General features: G+C 64.6%; 13 protein-coding genes. 7 read left to right on the top strand and 6 right to left on the bottom strand.

What is annotated here, in order from left to right:
* Window positions 1-52: 52 nt before the first annotated feature.
* Window positions 53-2,941 carry a (Fe-S)-binding protein gene (locus HMPREF2806_RS10835; RefSeq protein WP_070517701.1) on the bottom strand — a complete coding sequence of 963 codons (2,889 nt, stop codon included), beginning with the start codon at window positions 2,939-2,941 and terminating at the stop codon, window positions 53-55.
* A 112-nt stretch (window positions 2,942-3,053) separates the two neighbouring features.
* Here HMPREF2806_RS10835 and HMPREF2806_RS10830 point away from each other — a divergent pair, with 112 nt between their 5' ends.
* The 3 genes from HMPREF2806_RS10830 to HMPREF2806_RS10820 are packed head-to-tail and all read left to right on the top strand — an operon-like array spanning window position 3,054 to window position 4,681.
* Entirely contained in the window at window positions 3,054-3,626 is a 573-nt protein-coding gene (locus HMPREF2806_RS10830; RefSeq protein ID WP_049154769.1) for a DUF6230 family protein, read from the top strand.
* Complete coding sequence (locus tag HMPREF2806_RS10825; RefSeq protein WP_232745439.1) at window positions 3,616-4,080, top strand: DUF6114 domain-containing protein; 465 nt, start codon at window positions 3,616-3,618, stop codon at window positions 4,078-4,080. Before HMPREF2806_RS10830 ends, HMPREF2806_RS10825 begins: the two co-directional genes overlap by 11 nt.
* Window positions 4,073-4,681 carry a hypothetical protein gene (locus tag HMPREF2806_RS10820; protein WP_232745435.1) on the top strand — a complete coding sequence of 203 codons (609 nt, stop codon included), beginning with the start codon at window positions 4,073-4,075 and terminating at the stop codon, window positions 4,679-4,681. The genes HMPREF2806_RS10825 and HMPREF2806_RS10820 overlap by 8 nt, the downstream gene beginning before the upstream one ends.
* Window positions 4,682-4,683: 2 nt before the next feature.
* Here HMPREF2806_RS10820 and HMPREF2806_RS10815 read toward each other — a convergent pair whose 3' ends face one another.
* The 3 genes from HMPREF2806_RS10815 to HMPREF2806_RS10805 all read right to left on the bottom strand — a co-directional run bounded on the left by HMPREF2806_RS10815 (window position 4,684) and on the right by HMPREF2806_RS10805 (window position 8,920).
* Entirely contained in the window at window positions 4,684-6,621 is a 1,938-nt protein-coding gene (locus HMPREF2806_RS10815) for an ABC transporter ATP-binding protein (protein ID WP_070517700.1), read from the bottom strand.
* Window positions 6,622-8,340 (bottom strand): ABC transporter ATP-binding protein, encoded by a 1,719-nt coding sequence (locus HMPREF2806_RS10810; protein ID WP_070517699.1) that lies wholly within the window; start codon window positions 8,338-8,340, stop codon window positions 6,622-6,624.
* A gap of 163 nt (window positions 8,341-8,503) precedes the next feature.
* Entirely contained in the window at window positions 8,504-8,920 is a 417-nt protein-coding gene (locus tag HMPREF2806_RS10805) for a methylenetetrahydrofolate--tRNA-(uracil-5-)-methyltransferase (RefSeq protein WP_070517698.1), read from the bottom strand.
* Between the two features lie 162 nt (window positions 8,921-9,082).
* Between HMPREF2806_RS10805 and HMPREF2806_RS10800 the strand changes: the two genes are divergently transcribed.
* Genes HMPREF2806_RS10800 through HMPREF2806_RS10790 form a run of 3 tightly spaced genes read left to right on the top strand, consistent with a single transcriptional unit; the run spans window position 9,083 to window position 12,053 of the window.
* Window positions 9,083-9,865, top strand: a complete 783-nt coding sequence (locus HMPREF2806_RS10800; RefSeq protein WP_070517697.1) for a phosphoadenylyl-sulfate reductase — start codon at window positions 9,083-9,085, stop codon at window positions 9,863-9,865.
* Window positions 9,865-10,761, top strand: a complete 897-nt coding sequence (gene cysD, locus HMPREF2806_RS10795; protein ID WP_010188641.1) for a sulfate adenylyltransferase subunit CysD — start codon at window positions 9,865-9,867, stop codon at window positions 10,759-10,761. Before HMPREF2806_RS10800 ends, cysD begins: the two co-directional genes overlap by 1 nt.
* Entirely contained in the window at window positions 10,761-12,053 is a 1,293-nt protein-coding gene (locus HMPREF2806_RS10790; RefSeq protein WP_070517696.1) for a sulfate adenylyltransferase subunit 1, read from the top strand. Before cysD ends, HMPREF2806_RS10790 begins: the two co-directional genes overlap by 1 nt.
* Before the next feature lie 18 nt (window positions 12,054-12,071).
* Here HMPREF2806_RS10790 and HMPREF2806_RS10785 read toward each other — a convergent pair whose 3' ends face one another.
* Together HMPREF2806_RS10785 and HMPREF2806_RS10780 are read right to left on the bottom strand one after the other, a co-directional pair.
* Window positions 12,072-12,704: an LppP/LprE family lipoprotein gene (locus tag HMPREF2806_RS10785; RefSeq protein ID WP_070517695.1), complete on the bottom strand. Its 633-nt coding sequence runs from the start codon at window positions 12,702-12,704 to the stop codon at window positions 12,072-12,074.
* A gap of 59 nt (window positions 12,705-12,763) precedes the next feature.
* Window positions 12,764-13,255, bottom strand: a complete 492-nt coding sequence (locus HMPREF2806_RS10780) for an LppP/LprE family lipoprotein (protein WP_070517694.1) — start codon at window positions 13,253-13,255, stop codon at window positions 12,764-12,766.
* Between the two features lie 111 nt (window positions 13,256-13,366).
* Between HMPREF2806_RS10780 and HMPREF2806_RS10775 the strand changes: the two genes are divergently transcribed.
* Window positions 13,367-13,945 carry a nucleosidase gene (locus tag HMPREF2806_RS10775; protein ID WP_070517693.1) on the top strand — a complete coding sequence of 193 codons (579 nt, stop codon included), beginning with the start codon at window positions 13,367-13,369 and terminating at the stop codon, window positions 13,943-13,945.
* Window positions 13,946-13,986: the final 41 nt, after the last annotated feature.

The raw sequence follows: 13,986 nt of genomic DNA, 5'->3' as shown, positions 1-13,986 counted from the left end.
TGCGAAACCAGGCATGCCTAGCTCACGCGGCGCTGCTGTGGTTGACGTCGCACTAGTCTTTGCTTTCCGACGCCCCCTCTTCCGACACGCCTGGCGCCTCCGGAGCCTTCGGCACGGCGCCCGCGTTTGGTGCACTCGGTGCTGTTGGTGCAGGCGGTGCCTTCGGCACCGAAGGAGTATCCGTGGGTGCTTGCGGTGCGTTTGGTGCAGCGGGGGCACTGGGAACGCTCGACGCTGGTGCCGCCGGTGCACCGGGAGCGCTTGGCGTTGTTGCAGCCTTGGGTGCCGCCGGTGCAGTCGGTACAGCTGCAGCGTTTGGCGACGATGGTGCACCGGGCGCCTGGGGTGCGGCTGGTGCCTGCGGTACAGAGGCTGCGTTCGGTGTCGGAGTGTGTGCAGATGGAGCTGCGGGTGCGTCTGGCACGGACGGTGCGGTAGGTGCTTTGGGAGCACTCGGCGCTGTAGGAGCGGTTGGAGCTCCTGCGACATGTGGCGCAGCTGGGGCCTGCGGTGGACTGGGAGCTGTTGGAGCAGATGGACTCTGTGGTGCACTGGGAGCAGAGGGCGCTTGTGGCGCAGATGGAGTCGAGGGTGCTGCAGGCGTGTTCGGCGCGCTGGGGGCAGTCGGCGTTGATGGTGCCTGCGGTGCAGCGGATGGAGCCGTTGGCGCGCTCGGCGCGGCAGGGGACGTTGGCACTGCCTGTGGTGCGCTGGGCGCGGCAGGTGCTTGCGGTGCGCTCGGCGCAGACGGAGCTGCGGGCGCGCTGGGGGCAGTCGGAGGTGTCGGCGCCGCAGACGTACTTGGTGCAGCGGTGGGGGCCTGCGGAGAGCTTGTTGGGGCAGATTCCGCAGCGAGTGTTTCCGGGGAAGGTGCGGTGGAATCTTCCACGGGCAGGCGGCGGGGAGTGTCGAGGAAGGCCTTCTCGCGCGGGGCGGGAAGGTCGCCGGAGGGGGCAATGGCGTCGCGAAGCATGAGCGCCACATCGCTGACCTGTGTCTGCGGCGCGATGGACTTCACACCACCCGTCAGCATGACATTGCAGAACGGGCAGCCCGTCGCAATCTGCTCGGCACCGGTCGCCACGGCCTGCTCCGAGCGGAACTCGTTAACTCGCTTGCCCTGGTTTTCTTCCATGAACATGCGCGCGCCACCGGCACCGCAGCAGAAGGCCTCGTCGCGGTTGTGGTCCATCTCCGCCAGCGTTGCGCCGGTCGCCTCGACGAGTTCACGCGGCGGGTCGAAGACCTTGTTGTGGCGGCCCAGGAAGCACGGGTCGTGATACGTGACGGGTCGGCGGTTCTCCGGGGAACGCGGCACCGGCACGAGCAGCTTCTCCCGCACCAAACGGTTGAGCAGCTGCGTGTGGTGCAGCACATCAAAGTGGCCGTCGAAATCGGGATACTCGTTGCGGATCGTGTTGAAGCAGTGCGGGCACGTCGTGATGATTTTGCGCTGGCCTTTGGGGACGCCGGCGAAGGCGTCGTTAAGCGTGGCAACATTCTGCTCCGCCATCACCTGGAACAGGAACTCATTGCCAGCACGGCGCGCCGGGTCACCGGTACAGGTCTCGCCCGTGGCCAGCACACCGAACTTCACGCCCGCAGTGTGCAGCATGTCCACCACCGCGCGCGTCGTGGCGCGGCCCTTGTCGTCGTACGCACCCGCGCAACCGACCCAGAACAGGTACTCCAGGTCCGAGAAATCAGTGGCGTCCTCGCCGATGATCGGCACCTCAATGCCGTCGGCACGCGCCTCATCGATCCACGCGCGGCGCTCCGAAGCGTTGCGCCCCCACGGGTTGCCCTTCGTCTCCATGTTCTTAAACAGCCCGGTCAGCTCCGACGGGAAGTCGGACTCCGCCAGCACCTTGAAGCGACGCAGGTCCGCCACGTGGTCGATGTGTTCGATATCCACCGGGCACTGGTCAACGCAAGCACCGCAGTTGGTGCAGGACCACAGGACGTCATCATCAATCGTGCCCGCCATCGCCAGCACGTTGAGCCCCTCATGCGGGTTGTAATTATCCAGCGCGCTCTGGCGCAGGTCCATCATGAGCTTCTTCGGGCTCAGCGGCTTCTCGGTGTTCCATGCGGGGCACAGGTCCTGGCAGCGGCCGCATTCGGTGCAGGAGGAGGCGTCGAGAAGCATCTTCCAGCTTCCCGGTTCGAGGTCCTCCAAGTCCGGCGTGGGGAGAGCGCCCAGCGCCTTCTCGCCGTCGGCGTTGCGCTGGAAGAAGATGTTGAAGAACGCCAGGAAGCGGTGCCACATCACGCCCCACTGGAAATAGTGGGCGATGCACGCGATGAACACCAGGCCCGTCAGCAGCTTCACCAGGGCAAAGAATTGCACCATGCTTGGCGACGCCTGCATAACCCCCGCCACACGCATCGACAAGAAATCAGCCCACGGGGACCCACCGCCGTACGTGGCGATGGCGGCGGCCTTGACGGCGAGCATGCCCAGGCCCTCGAGGAGCACGATGGCCTCCACCAGGCGTGCGGGGAAGACCTGCGAGTTGTAGAAGCGGCTGCCGCGGTCGGTATGGCCGAGTTTGAGGCGCACGCCAATGAGGAAGCAGATGCCCAGCACGGTTCCGATGGCGAGGACCTCTTCGATGAAGTGGTAGACCGGCCAGTCGCTGAGCCACGGCCAGCCTTTATCGGGCGCGAAGGTTTGGATATAGGCTTCGAACCACACGATGGCGCCGAAGAGGAAGCCCACCATGACGAGCCAGTGCGCGGCATTGACCAGCGGGCGGCCTTTGAAGTGGGTATGGCCGAAGACTTCGATGAGCACGCGGCCAAGGCGCGCCAGGGGCCGGTCGGTACGGTTCAGCTGCGTGGGCCCGCCGGAGCGGATGAACCGAAACAGCGCCGTGAGGCGGTAGAAAAAGTACAGCCACACCGGGACTGATGCGGCGATGGCAACCCAGCCGAACATGCGCGCTCCTTTAATTGCTGCTGTGCGTGCCTCCTACCTTAAATCCCCCGGCCCCAAATCAGTGAGTCAGCATTCAGCTATCATCTTGAGGGCTAAGAATTCAGGAGGCGTTGTGGGCAGAATCAATGTTCCGAAGGCCGCGGTGGGCCTCGTTGCGGGCTTCGCAGCATTCGGAGTGGCCGGAGTTGCGGTTGCGCAGGGCGGTCTGACGGCGAATCTGGCGCTCTCGGGTACGTTCTTCAACGTCAACATTCGTCACTTGGAAGGCGATGGCTTTTCCTTGTTTGTGGATAGCGACAAGAAGGGCGAGGAGGATGTTCCCACCGCGCGGCTGAAGATGGAACACGCCGTGGCCTCGGATTTGTGTCTTTATGTCACCACTGACCTGCCTGCGGTGGGGGAGTCCACGCTCGCGCTCAAGGCGAAGGGCGATAACAGTGTGGAGGCCACTGGTCTCCTCGTTGGTGCGTCGAATATCGAGGGCTCGCTGGTCATGCAGGACGCGAACGTGGGCATCGACGCCAGCCAGCTGTCCCAGTCGGCCGACCCGGGGACGTGGGGCCTCTATGCCAAGCAGGTTTCGCTGACTGCCGACGACGTGCGCGCCACCTCCATCGGCGCGAAGACGCTATCCGCAAAGAATGTGGGCGTCTCTGTGGAGCGGGGCCGCGGCAATGTCTGCTGATCACGCTAGGGATTCCGACGCAGCACTGCATGGAGCAGAAGCGCCGGATTCTCTCGATGTTGACCAGGCTGTAGCTCCCGCGGCAGCCACAGGCGGGGCGTGGGGGCGGTTTAAGACGTGGCGCGCCGGGCGGCCGTTTATTCCGGGGCTGCTGCTCATTCTTTCGGGCATCGTCATCGCTATGCCGGCCTACTTCACGGTGCAGATCTCGGACCTGCTCGTCATGATTTCTACCGTGTCGGGTGTGTCCACCCTGCTTATCGGGGCGTTGCTGGTCATGTTTGGCCTTGGCGCGTGGTTCCGTCCCACCACTGCGACGTACCTGGGGGTACTGGGCATCATCGTGGCGGTCATTGCGCTTCCCACCTCCAACTTGGGAGGCTTTCTCATCGGTTCGCTACTCGGCATCATCGGCGGCGCGCTGACCTTGGCCTGGGAGCCTAGCGATGGCTAAGCTCCGTCGTTTGCGTTGGCATCAGAGCGTGGTTCGCCCTGCGCGCGTGAAGGTCGGGGTAGCCGTGCTCAGCGCGCAGATCCTGGTGAGCAGCGCGGGACCAGTCGGGGCGCAGGTTGCCCCAGCGCAGCCTTATTTTTCCACCGTGCGAGCGGACGAGGTGACTCTGACGGGGAACGTGAAAGCCACATTGGGTACGATGCCCGCCCGAGACGGCGAGGTGCGCGTTATCGAGCTCACCGGCGAGCGCCTTGCCGTGCGCAACCTTGCCATCACGCTGCCGGGCAACGCCGGCGATGGGCTGCTCACCACCGGCGGGGCCATAACGACGGTGGAGCCCGCGCGCATCGTGGCGACGTCCCTGACCTCCACGCCCACCGTCGAAGGCGCGCGCACCGTGCCCGTCACGGCAGACCTCACCGGCGGTGACATTCATGCCGTCCTCGACCAGCTCGGTATACCCCAGCCGAATCCTGTCCCAGACGCCGAGCTTCCCGACGCCCTCATGGAACACCTCTCCCTCACCGACGTCACCCTCGAGTTAGCAAACCTCACGGGTGACACGTTCTCGGCCCCGATAATGTCCGTGACGGTCGACTAGCGTTAGTCCTCGCGGAACTGGGACTGGTGGAGGCGCCAGTAGGCGCCGTGGGCGTCGAGAAGCTCGGCGTGGGTGCCTTGTTCGACGATGCGGCCCTCTTCCATGACGATGATGAGGTCGGCGTCGCGAATCGTGGACAGGCGGTGCGCGATGATGAAGGACGTGCGGTCCGCGCGCAGCGCATTCATGGCCTGCTGAACGAGCACCTCGGTGCGGGTATCCACTGACGAGGTGGCCTCGTCGAGGATGAGCAGCGCCGGCTGGGCCAGGAAAGCGCGCGCGATGGTGATGAGCTGGCGCTCGCCGGCGGAAATCGCGCCGCCATCCTGGTCAATCTTGGTGTCGTAGCCATCGGGGAGGGAATGGACGAAGCGGTCCACGTAGGTGGCCTTCGCGGCGGCGATGACCTCCTCGTCGGTGGCGTCGAGGCGGCCGTACCGAATGTTGTCCATGATGGTGCCCTCAAAGACCACGGCGTCCTGCAGCACCATGCCCACCTGGGAGCGCAGCTCGCGGCGCGAGATCTGCGCGGTGTCCACGCCGTCGAGGCGGATGGTGCCCGAATCGATGTCGTAAAAGCGCATGATGAGGTTGACCAGCGTGGTCTTGCCAGCACCCGTGGGGCCGACAATGGCCGCGGTCTGGCCGGGCTCCACGCGCAGGTTGAGGTCCTGGATGAGCGGCTTGTCGGGGTCATAGGAGAAGTCGACGTCGTCGAACTCCACGAGCCCCTTCGCGCGCCCACCCAAGCGGGAGGTGGATTCCTCGGCGGGTTCTTCCTCGGCGTCGAGGAACTCAAAGACGCGCTCTGCCGAGGCCACGCCCGACTGCACCTGCTGCATCATGCCGCCCAGCTGGCCCAGCGGCTGGTTGAACTCGCGCGAGTACTGGATGAAGGCCTGCGCGCCGCCCAACGTCAGCGTGCCGGAGGCCACCTTCAACGCACCCAGCACCGCGATGACCACGTAGGACAGGTAGGAGATGAACTGCATGATCGGCATCATCATGCCCGCCAGGAACTGCGCCAGCGAGGCGGAGCGGAACAGCTCCTCGTTGCGCTTATCAAAATCCTCCGTCATGGAATCGATACGTCCGAAGACAGTCGCCAGATCGTGGCCGGAAAAGGCTTCCTCGACCTGTCCGTTGAGATCACCGGTGGCTTTCCACTGCGCCTTGAACTGCTTCTGCGCGCGCGAGCCAATCACCGCGATGACCACCGCCGTCAGCGGCAGCGCCAGCAGCGCGACGAGGGCCAGCTGCCAGGACACGGTGAACATCATGACCGTGATCCCGATGACCATGAGCAGGTTGTAGAACAGCTGCGAAATGGCCTGCTGCAGGGCGGACTGGATGTTGTCGGCGTCGTTGGTGGTGCGCGAGAGGAGGTCGCCGCGCGACTGCGTATCGAAGTAGTTCAGCGGCAGCGCATTGAGCTTGGCCTCGATGCTCTCGCGCAGGTCGAAGACGATCTTCATGACCATGGAGTTGAGCAAGTAGCCCTGCCACCACTGGAAGAGCGAAGACACCACGTACATCGCAATTACGATGCCGATAATCGTGCCCAACGTGGAGAAGTCGATGCCGAAGCCAGGGTTCAAGTCCATGGCGGAAGCCATGTCGGCGAATTTATCCTGCCCGCCCGCGCGCAGCGCCGCGATGGCCTGCTCCTTGGTCACCCCAGCCGGCAGCTGGCGGGAGATGACTCCGGAGAAGATGACGTCGGTGGCCTTGCCCATCACCTTCGGCGCGGCCACGGCGAGGAACACGCAGATGATGTTCATCGCCGCAATCGCAAAAAGCTGCACCTTAAACGGCGCGAGCAGACCAAAGAGGCGCTTGGCAGACGGCCAGAAATTCTTGGCCTTGCGCGGGGCGTTCTCGCCGGTCTTTTCCTCGATTGTGGTGTCTTCACTCAACGTAGCGTTGTCCTGCTCAGCCATTTATGCCACCTCCGAGGTCTTCTGGGATTCCACAATCTCGCGGTACGTCTCGGAGGACTCGAGCAACTCCTCGTGCGTGCCGCGGGCCACGACGCGCCCAGCGTCCATGACCAGAATCTGGTCGGCGTCCACGATCGAGCTCACGCGCTGCGCCACGATGATGGTCGTTGCTTCCGCGGTGTACTCGCGCATTCCGGAGCGCACGGCGGCATCCGTCAGCACGTCGAGCGCGGAGAAGGAATCATCAAAGAGGTACACCAACGGGCGGGCGACGAGCATGCGCGCGATGGACAGGCGCTGGCGCTGACCACCCGAGACGTTGGTGCCGCCCTGCGCGATGTGCATGTCGAGGTCCTCAACGAAGTCAGCTTGCGCCACGCGCAGTGCGTTCCACAGCTCTTCGTCGGTGGCCTCCGGCGCACCCAGGCGCAGGTTGGAGGCCACTGTGCCGCTAAACAGGTAGGGCTTCTGCGGCACGAGGCCCACGCGCTTGACGACGTCCCCCCGCTTCATCTCGGCGATATCGGTGCCGTCGAGAAGCACGCGGCCCTTCGTCGGGAGGTAGAGGCGCGGGACGAGGGAGAGCGCGGTGGTCTTGCCGGAACCGGTTGCGCCGATGAGCGCGGTGGTGGTGCCGGAGGTGGCGGTGAAAGAGACGTCGTGAAGCACGGGCGCTTCGGCGCCGGCGTACTGGAAGGAGACGTTGTCGAACTCGACGACGCCTTCGGAGCGCTCCGGGGTGCGGGGCTGGTCCGGCTCGGTGATGGAGGGCTCGTGCTCGAGGACGTCGGTGATGCGGCGCGCGCAGATGACCGCGCGCGGGAGGATCATCGCCATGAAGGTGCCCATCATGACCGCGGCGAGGATCTGCAGCAGGTATTGCAGGAAGGCGGTCAGTGAGCCGACCTCTACGAGGCCCTCGTCCACGCGGTGGCCGCCGAACCAGAGGACCGCGCCCGTGGCCACGTTGAGGATGACGGTGATGATGGGGAACATGAGGATGAACAGCTGGCCGACCTTCAGGGAGAGGTTGGTCAGGTCGCGGTTGGCGGTGCGGAAGCGCTCGGCTTCGTGCTCCTCGCGGGTGAAGGCGCGGACGACGCGGATGCCGGCGATTTGTTCGCGCAGGGTGCCGTTCATGACGTCGAGCTTGCCTTGCCAGGCGCGGAAGAGCGGCATGAGCCGGACGATGATGAGGGAGATGGCGGCGAGCAGCACGATGACGGAGACCGCGACGAGCCAGGACATGCCGGCGTCTTCGCGGATGGCCATGATGACGCCGCCGATGGACATGATCGGCGCGGTGACCATGAAGTTGAGCATCATCATGTAGACCATCTGGATTTGCTGGACGTCGTTGGTGCCGCGGGTGATGAGGGTGGCGGTGCCGAAGTTGCTCATGTCCTCGGCGGAGTAGCGGGTGACGCGGCGGAAGATATCGGAGCGCAGGTCGCGGCCCAGACCCATGGCGGTGCGGGAGCCGAACCAGATGGCGGCGATGGCGGTGAGGACTTGGACGAAGGCCACGATGAGCATGATGCCGCCGGTGCGCCAGATGTAGTCGATGTCTACTTGGGCCACGCCCCTGTCGATGATCTTCGCGTTGAGTGAGGGCAGGTAGAGCGTAGCCGCGGTGGAGAGCGCTTGGAGGAGCAGCACCGCGATGACGTAGCCGGTGTACGGCTTGGAGCGGGATAAAAGGATGCGAACGAGTTCCATGTGCCAGCGTTTCGTGCGTGTTGGCGGCCGCGCCGGGCCGCTGGAGAGCATTGACCGCGCAAGTCTATCCCGCTAGACGCGAGCGCGTCTAGCGTGGGTATGGGCAGCAGGCATCCCTTATGGCTGCGCGAGCGACTAGCTCGCGCGCTCGCGCGCCCGCGCGCTAGAAGCAGACCGGCGCGCGCTGCGCCTGTGCCGTGACGGCGGCCCAATCCTCGACGTCGTCGGTGAGCTGGCAGAGGCCTTCCCACGTGGTGATGGCCACGCCGCGGGCCATGAGCTCCAGCAAAACCAGGTGGCGGTCGCCGGAAGCGGAGAGCTGGTTGAGGTCCGTGTGGTTGATGTCCGCGTCCGGGCCAGAGCCTACGCGCACGTTGCCGATGAGTCGCAGGCGCGGCGTCGTCCCCTTCGGGCACGGCGAGGCGGCGGATTCCGCGCCGGACAGTCCCGCGAAACGGCGCAGCAAACCAAACGGCGCGGGGCGCTCGCAGTAGAGGTCCACGCACAACCCGGCTTTGATGAGCCGCTCGGCGGTGGAGAGTGCTGCGGGGCCGTCCCCGACGATGGCAACACGCTGCATGAGAACCCCTTCAGTTCGCTAGAAGTAGACTATCCAGTCTGTAAATCTAGTCCGCTCGGTTCATTCTGGCTAATTTTTATTCTTCCTAGTACCCAAGCTCACAGCCCTCGCACCCCTCTGTGGGGCTGCACACACGCCCAGCTCCCTTTAATGTGAGGAGTCATGACCGAACCGATCAACCTGCTGGACCGCGGCGACTACCGCGACCCCAGCATTAGCCCCGAAGGCACCCGCGACACCGCGCCGCTGGGACCTGCCGTGGCCCAGCGCAACCAGGAACTCGTCGAGGAGTGGGCCGATAAGCTCCACGATGCCTCCGCCGACACGATTACCGCCTGGGCCGCCGAGCACGCACCCGGCCGCCTCGCCGTCACGATGTCCATGGAAAACACCGTGCTGGCCGAGCTTGCGCACCAAGCGCACCTCGACGCCGACCTGCTCTTTATCGATACCGGCTGGCACTTTCCGGAGACGTTGGAGGTAGCGGGGGACGTCGCCAAGCGCTATGCGGATCTGCCGCTGGTGACCGTGCGCCCGCTGCTGAGCCCCGAGCAGCAGGACAAGATTTATGGCCCGCGCCTGTATGCGCGCGACGTTGCAGCATATAACCGCATGCGCAAGGTGGAGCCGCTCAACATGGCCATGGACCCGTACGTCGGGTGGGTTACCGGCCTGCGCCGTGCTGATTCCGAGCACCGCGCGAGTGCCCCGGCGCTGAGCCTGGACCGCACGGGCCGGCTGAAGATTTCCCCGATTATTACCTGGGACCTCGACGACACCGACGCTTACATCAAGGAACACGATCTCATCATCCACCCCCTCACCCTGCAGGGCTACCGCTCCATCGGCTGCGCGCCGCTGACTTTCCCGGTAGGCGAGGGCGAGGATGCGCGCTCCGGGCGCGTTTTCGCTGACGGCAAGACAGAATGCGGGTTGCACGAATAATGACTCTTTCACCACACCTTAAAGACTTAGAGAACGAATCCCTCCACATCCTGCGCGAAGTCGCCGGACAATTCGACAAGGTAGGCCTGCTCTTTTCCGGCGGCAAAGACTCCGTCGTGGTCTTCGAGCTGGCCCGCCGAGCCTTCGCGCCGGCGACCGTTCCGTTCGAGCTCATCCACGTCGATACCGGCCACAACTTCCCCGAGGTCATCGACTTCCGCGATCAGCTCGTCGCCGAGACTGGCGCGCGCCTGCACGTCGCCCACGTCCAGGATTGGATCGACCGCGGCGACCTGCAGGAGCGCCCCGATGGCACCCGCAACCCGCTGCAGTCCGTGCCGCTGGTGGAGACCATCGCCGAGCGCGGCTACGACGCCGTCCTGGGCGGTGCGCGCCGCGATGAGGAACGCGCCCGCGCCAAGGAACGCATCTTCTCCATCCGCGATTCCTTCGGCGGCTGGGACCCGCGCCGCCAGCGCCCGGAGCTGTGGGACCTCTACAACGGCGGCAAGATGGCCGGCGAAAACGTCCGCGTATTCCCCATCTCCAACTGGACGGAGTCCGATATTTGGGAGTACATCGGCGCGCGCAACCTGCAGCTTCCCTCCATCTACTACTCGCACCAGCGCGAGGTATTTAACCGCAACGGCATGTGGCTGACCCCAGGCGAGTGGGGCGGCCCGCGCGAGGATGAGCCGCTGGAGACCCGCACCGTGCGCTACCGCACCGTGGGCGATATGTCCTGCACCGGCGCCGTGGAATCCACCGCCGCCTCGCCCGACGAGGTGCTCGCGGAAATCTCCATTTCCACCCTGTCCGAGCGCGGTGCCACCCGCGCCGATGACAAATTGTCCGAGTCCGCCATGGAGGACCGCAAGAAGGAAGGCTACTTCTGATGACGACTACCCTTGCGCCGAATGTCGGCGCGCTCAAACAGCGCGATACCCTGCGCCTGTGCACCGCCGGTTCCGTCGATGACGGCAAGTCCACTTTCGTGGGCCGCCTGCTTTATGACACCAAGTCCGTGCTCGCGGATCAGGTGGAATCCATGGAGCGTTCTTCTGCCGACCGCGGCTTCGACGGCATGGACCTCTCACTGCTTGTCGACGGCCTCCGCGCCGAGCGCGAGCAGGGCATCACCATCGACGTGGCCTACCGCTACTTCGCCACCGATAAGCGCACTTTCATCCTCGCTGATACCCCGGGCCACGTGCAGTACACGCGCAACACGGTAACCGGCATGTCCACGTCCCAGGTGATGGTGCTGCTTGTCGACGCCCGCAATGGCGTCGTCGAGCAAACCCGCCGCCACCTCAACGTTGCCGCGCTTTTGGGCGTGCGCCACGTGATTCTGGGTGTGAACAAGATCGACCTGGTGGACTACGACGAGGCCACCTTCCGCGCGATTGAGGCGGAGTTCAACGAGGTCGCCGCGCGCCTGGGCATTACGGATTCGGTGGTCATCCCGATTTCTGCGCTCAAGGGCGATAACGTGGTGGAACGCTCCACCAACATGGACTGGTATGAGGGCCCGACGGTCCTGGACACGCTGGAGACCGTCCCCGTGGTCACCGGCCGCGCCGATGACCTGGACCTGCGTTTCCCCATCCAATACGTCATCCGTGAGCACGCCACTGACTACCGTGGCTATGCCGGGCGCGTGAAGGCCGGGCACGTGGCGGTGGGGGATGAGGTGACCCTGCCGGGCGGGAGGACGTCGACGGTTACCGCGATTGATACCACCGATGGCCCGCTTGGATCCGATGAGGTGGCGCGCGCCGGCGACTCCGTGGTGCTGCGGCTGGCCGACGAAATCGACTTGGCCCGCGGCGACCTCATCGCCGGCACACAGCGCCCGGAGGAGGTGCGCGAATTCGCCGCCACCGCGGTGGTCCTCACGGACAAGGAGCTGCGCGCAGGCCAGATGGTGAAGCTGCGTTATGGTGCCGCCCTGGTCAAGGCCCGGGTGGCCTCGGTTGATCGGGTGCTGGATTTGGATGGCGTGGCCGATGTTGAGGCCCCGGAATCCGCGGCACTCAATGACATCGCGTTCATCACCGTCCAGACGCAGGCGGAGCTTCCCATGGAGGACTACGCCGCCCGCGGCGCGGTGGGCAATTTCCTGCTCATTGATCAGTCGAGCGGCAACACACTGGCCGCGGGGTTTGTGGGCCAGCGCCTGCGCTAACGGTGGCGAACCGCCGCGCTAGCTTGTCGGCGGGACGTCGCCAGACATGATGACCTTCTGCTGGCCGTCGTCCCAACGGAAGCCGGCATGCGTTTCGCCGGTGTGCCCCGCATTGGATTCGCCCTCGCGCGGCCAGTGGTAGGTCACGGCGATTTCGTTGCCGCTGACCTGCTCGACGGTAGGGAAGAAACCATAGGGCTCGGCGGTGGCGGTGCCCAGGTACTCGCCCTTGTGGAAGAGCATGATGTGGTACGGCGAGGAGGACGTTCCGCGCTCGATGCTGATGGTCTGCCAGCTCAGCTCCGCGCAGGGATCGAACTGCGAGAAATCCACCAGCGTCCAGTTGTTGTCATTCCACGGTGGAATCGTGCCAATGCCTGATTCATAGGCCGCGTGGGCGTCGATATCCTGGCAGGATTCCGCATCGTCTGTAGGGGACTCGGCAGGCAACGTCGGCGAGGCACCCGCGGCCGGCGACGATGCAGCGGGGCCCTCGGCGCCCTCTGCGTTATCCGGAGTGCTATCCGTTGCGCTGCTCTGCACGGAATTGAACATCGGCGAGTCCGCAGAATCCTGCGCCGCGTTGTCCTGGGAACAGGCGGCCAGCGGGAGGCAAATAAGGGCAGCGCCGATGAAGGCGGACCTAAGCATTGATGTTCCTTCCTTAAATTGTGCGCCTCATCTACGGCGCACGATTGGCTCTATCTTATCTAGCCCATCGGCGGAACATCGCCGCTCATGATGACTTTGTGCTGGGCCTCGTCCCAACGGAAGCCAGCGTGTGTCTCGCCCGTCGGTGCGGCATTGGCATCGCCTTCTTGTGGCCAGTGGTAGGTCACGGAAATCTCGTTGCCATTGACCCGCTCCACGCTGGGGAAGAAGCCATAGGGCTCAGCGGTGGCGGTACCGAGGTACTGGCCGTAGTGGAAGAGCATGATGTGGTGCGGCGAGGAAGCCGTTGCGCCCTCGATGGAAATGGTCTGCCAGCTTAAGCTCGCGCAGGGATCGAAGTGGGAGGAATCAACCAGTGCCCAGTTGTGGCCATTCCACTGCGGAACCTGCGCGATGTTGTCGTTGAAAGCCGCCTGGGCGTTTCCTGCCTCGCAGACTACGGGGCTGGCCTGGGCTTCTTCAGGGGTGCTGCACGCGATAAGGGGGAAGCAGAGCAGTGCCGCTGCGGCGAATACTCGTGGGGTGAACATGGTGTTCTCCTTTCTGAGGTCTCGGTGTGGTTCCAGACCCTACAAGTGGCCGCAACGCTCAGAACAGAGTTGTGGAGAGCATTCCTCGGGCCAGAAGGTAGTCTCGCAGGCATGGAGAATCTTTCTGGTCGTACCTTGTTCGTCGCCGCCGTGGACGCTGAAGCCGCGCATGTACCGGAAGGAGCACCGCTGCTTATCACGGGTATTGGCACGGTACCCGCCGCCATCGAGCTGACGTCGGTCTTGGCCTCAGCGCAGCAGCTGCCGGAGCGCGTCATCAACATTGGTACTGCGGGCGCGCTTCGCGACGATCTTGCTGGCGTCTTCGAGATCTCCCACGTTTGCAAGCACGATTTCCACTTGGAGGTGCTCAGCGACGTCTCTCGTTATCTCCTCCCCGAGGTCATTGAGTTAGAGACCTCCGGAAAGCTGCCCACTGAGACTCTGGCGACGGGCGATTCCTTCATCTCGGACACCCCTACCCGCACGCGCCTTGCCCAAGATTCCGCGCTGTGCGATATGGAGGGCTACGCCATCGCCGCGGTGTGCCGAAAGTTCGGTGTGCCGTGCACGTTGCTTAAGCAGGTATCGGATACCGCAAATGAGGAATCCTATGGCTCGTGGGCCTCGGTGCTCGACCGCGCTGCGGAGGAGCTGGCCGTCGCTTTCGGCACGGTAACCGCGGATTAGACCCCACATACGGAAAGTGCCCTAGTTGCCAAAACCATTGC

The sequence above is a fragment of the Corynebacterium sp. HMSC076G08 genome, assembly GCF_001811515.1.
Lineage (GTDB): Bacteria > Actinomycetota > Actinomycetes > Mycobacteriales > Mycobacteriaceae > Corynebacterium > Corynebacterium hiratae.
The sequence above is the reverse complement of the archived record's forward strand: the minus strand, read 5'-3'. Positions and strand labels throughout refer to the sequence as shown.

Bases quoted from the DNA above. Each gene is read 5' to 3' on its own strand.
- HMPREF2806_RS10785 (WP_070517695.1), bottom strand. From the start codon at position 12,704: ATGCTTAGGTCCGCCTTCATCGGCGCTGCCCTTATTTGCCTCCCGCTG.
- HMPREF2806_RS10835 (WP_070517701.1), bottom strand. From the start codon at position 2,941: ATGTTCGGCTGGGTTGCCATCGCCGCATCAGTCCCGGTGTGGCTGTAC.
- HMPREF2806_RS10775 (WP_070517693.1), top strand. From the start codon at position 13,367: ATGGAGAATCTTTCTGGTCGTACCTTGTTCGTCGCCGCCGTGGACGCT.
- HMPREF2806_RS10825 (WP_232745439.1), top strand. From the start codon at position 3,616: ATGTCTGCTGATCACGCTAGGGATTCCGACGCAGCACTGCATGGAGCA.
- HMPREF2806_RS10810 (WP_070517699.1), bottom strand. From the start codon at position 8,340: ATGGAACTCGTTCGCATCCTTTTATCCCGCTCCAAGCCGTACACCGGC.
- HMPREF2806_RS10820 (WP_232745435.1), top strand. From the start codon at position 4,073: ATGGCTAAGCTCCGTCGTTTGCGTTGGCATCAGAGCGTGGTTCGCCCT.
- HMPREF2806_RS10780 (WP_070517694.1), bottom strand. From the start codon at position 13,255: ATGTTCACCCCACGAGTATTCGCCGCAGCGGCACTGCTCTGCTTCCCC.
- cysD (WP_010188641.1), top strand. From the start codon at position 9,865: ATGACTCTTTCACCACACCTTAAAGACTTAGAGAACGAATCCCTCCAC.
- HMPREF2806_RS10815 (WP_070517700.1), bottom strand. From the start codon at position 6,621: ATGGCTGAGCAGGACAACGCTACGTTGAGTGAAGACACCACAATCGAG.
- HMPREF2806_RS10800 (WP_070517697.1), top strand. From the start codon at position 9,083: ATGACCGAACCGATCAACCTGCTGGACCGCGGCGACTACCGCGACCCC.
- HMPREF2806_RS10805 (WP_070517698.1), bottom strand. From the start codon at position 8,920: ATGCAGCGTGTTGCCATCGTCGGGGACGGCCCCGCAGCACTCTCCACC.
- HMPREF2806_RS10790 (WP_070517696.1), top strand. From the start codon at position 10,761: ATGACGACTACCCTTGCGCCGAATGTCGGCGCGCTCAAACAGCGCGAT.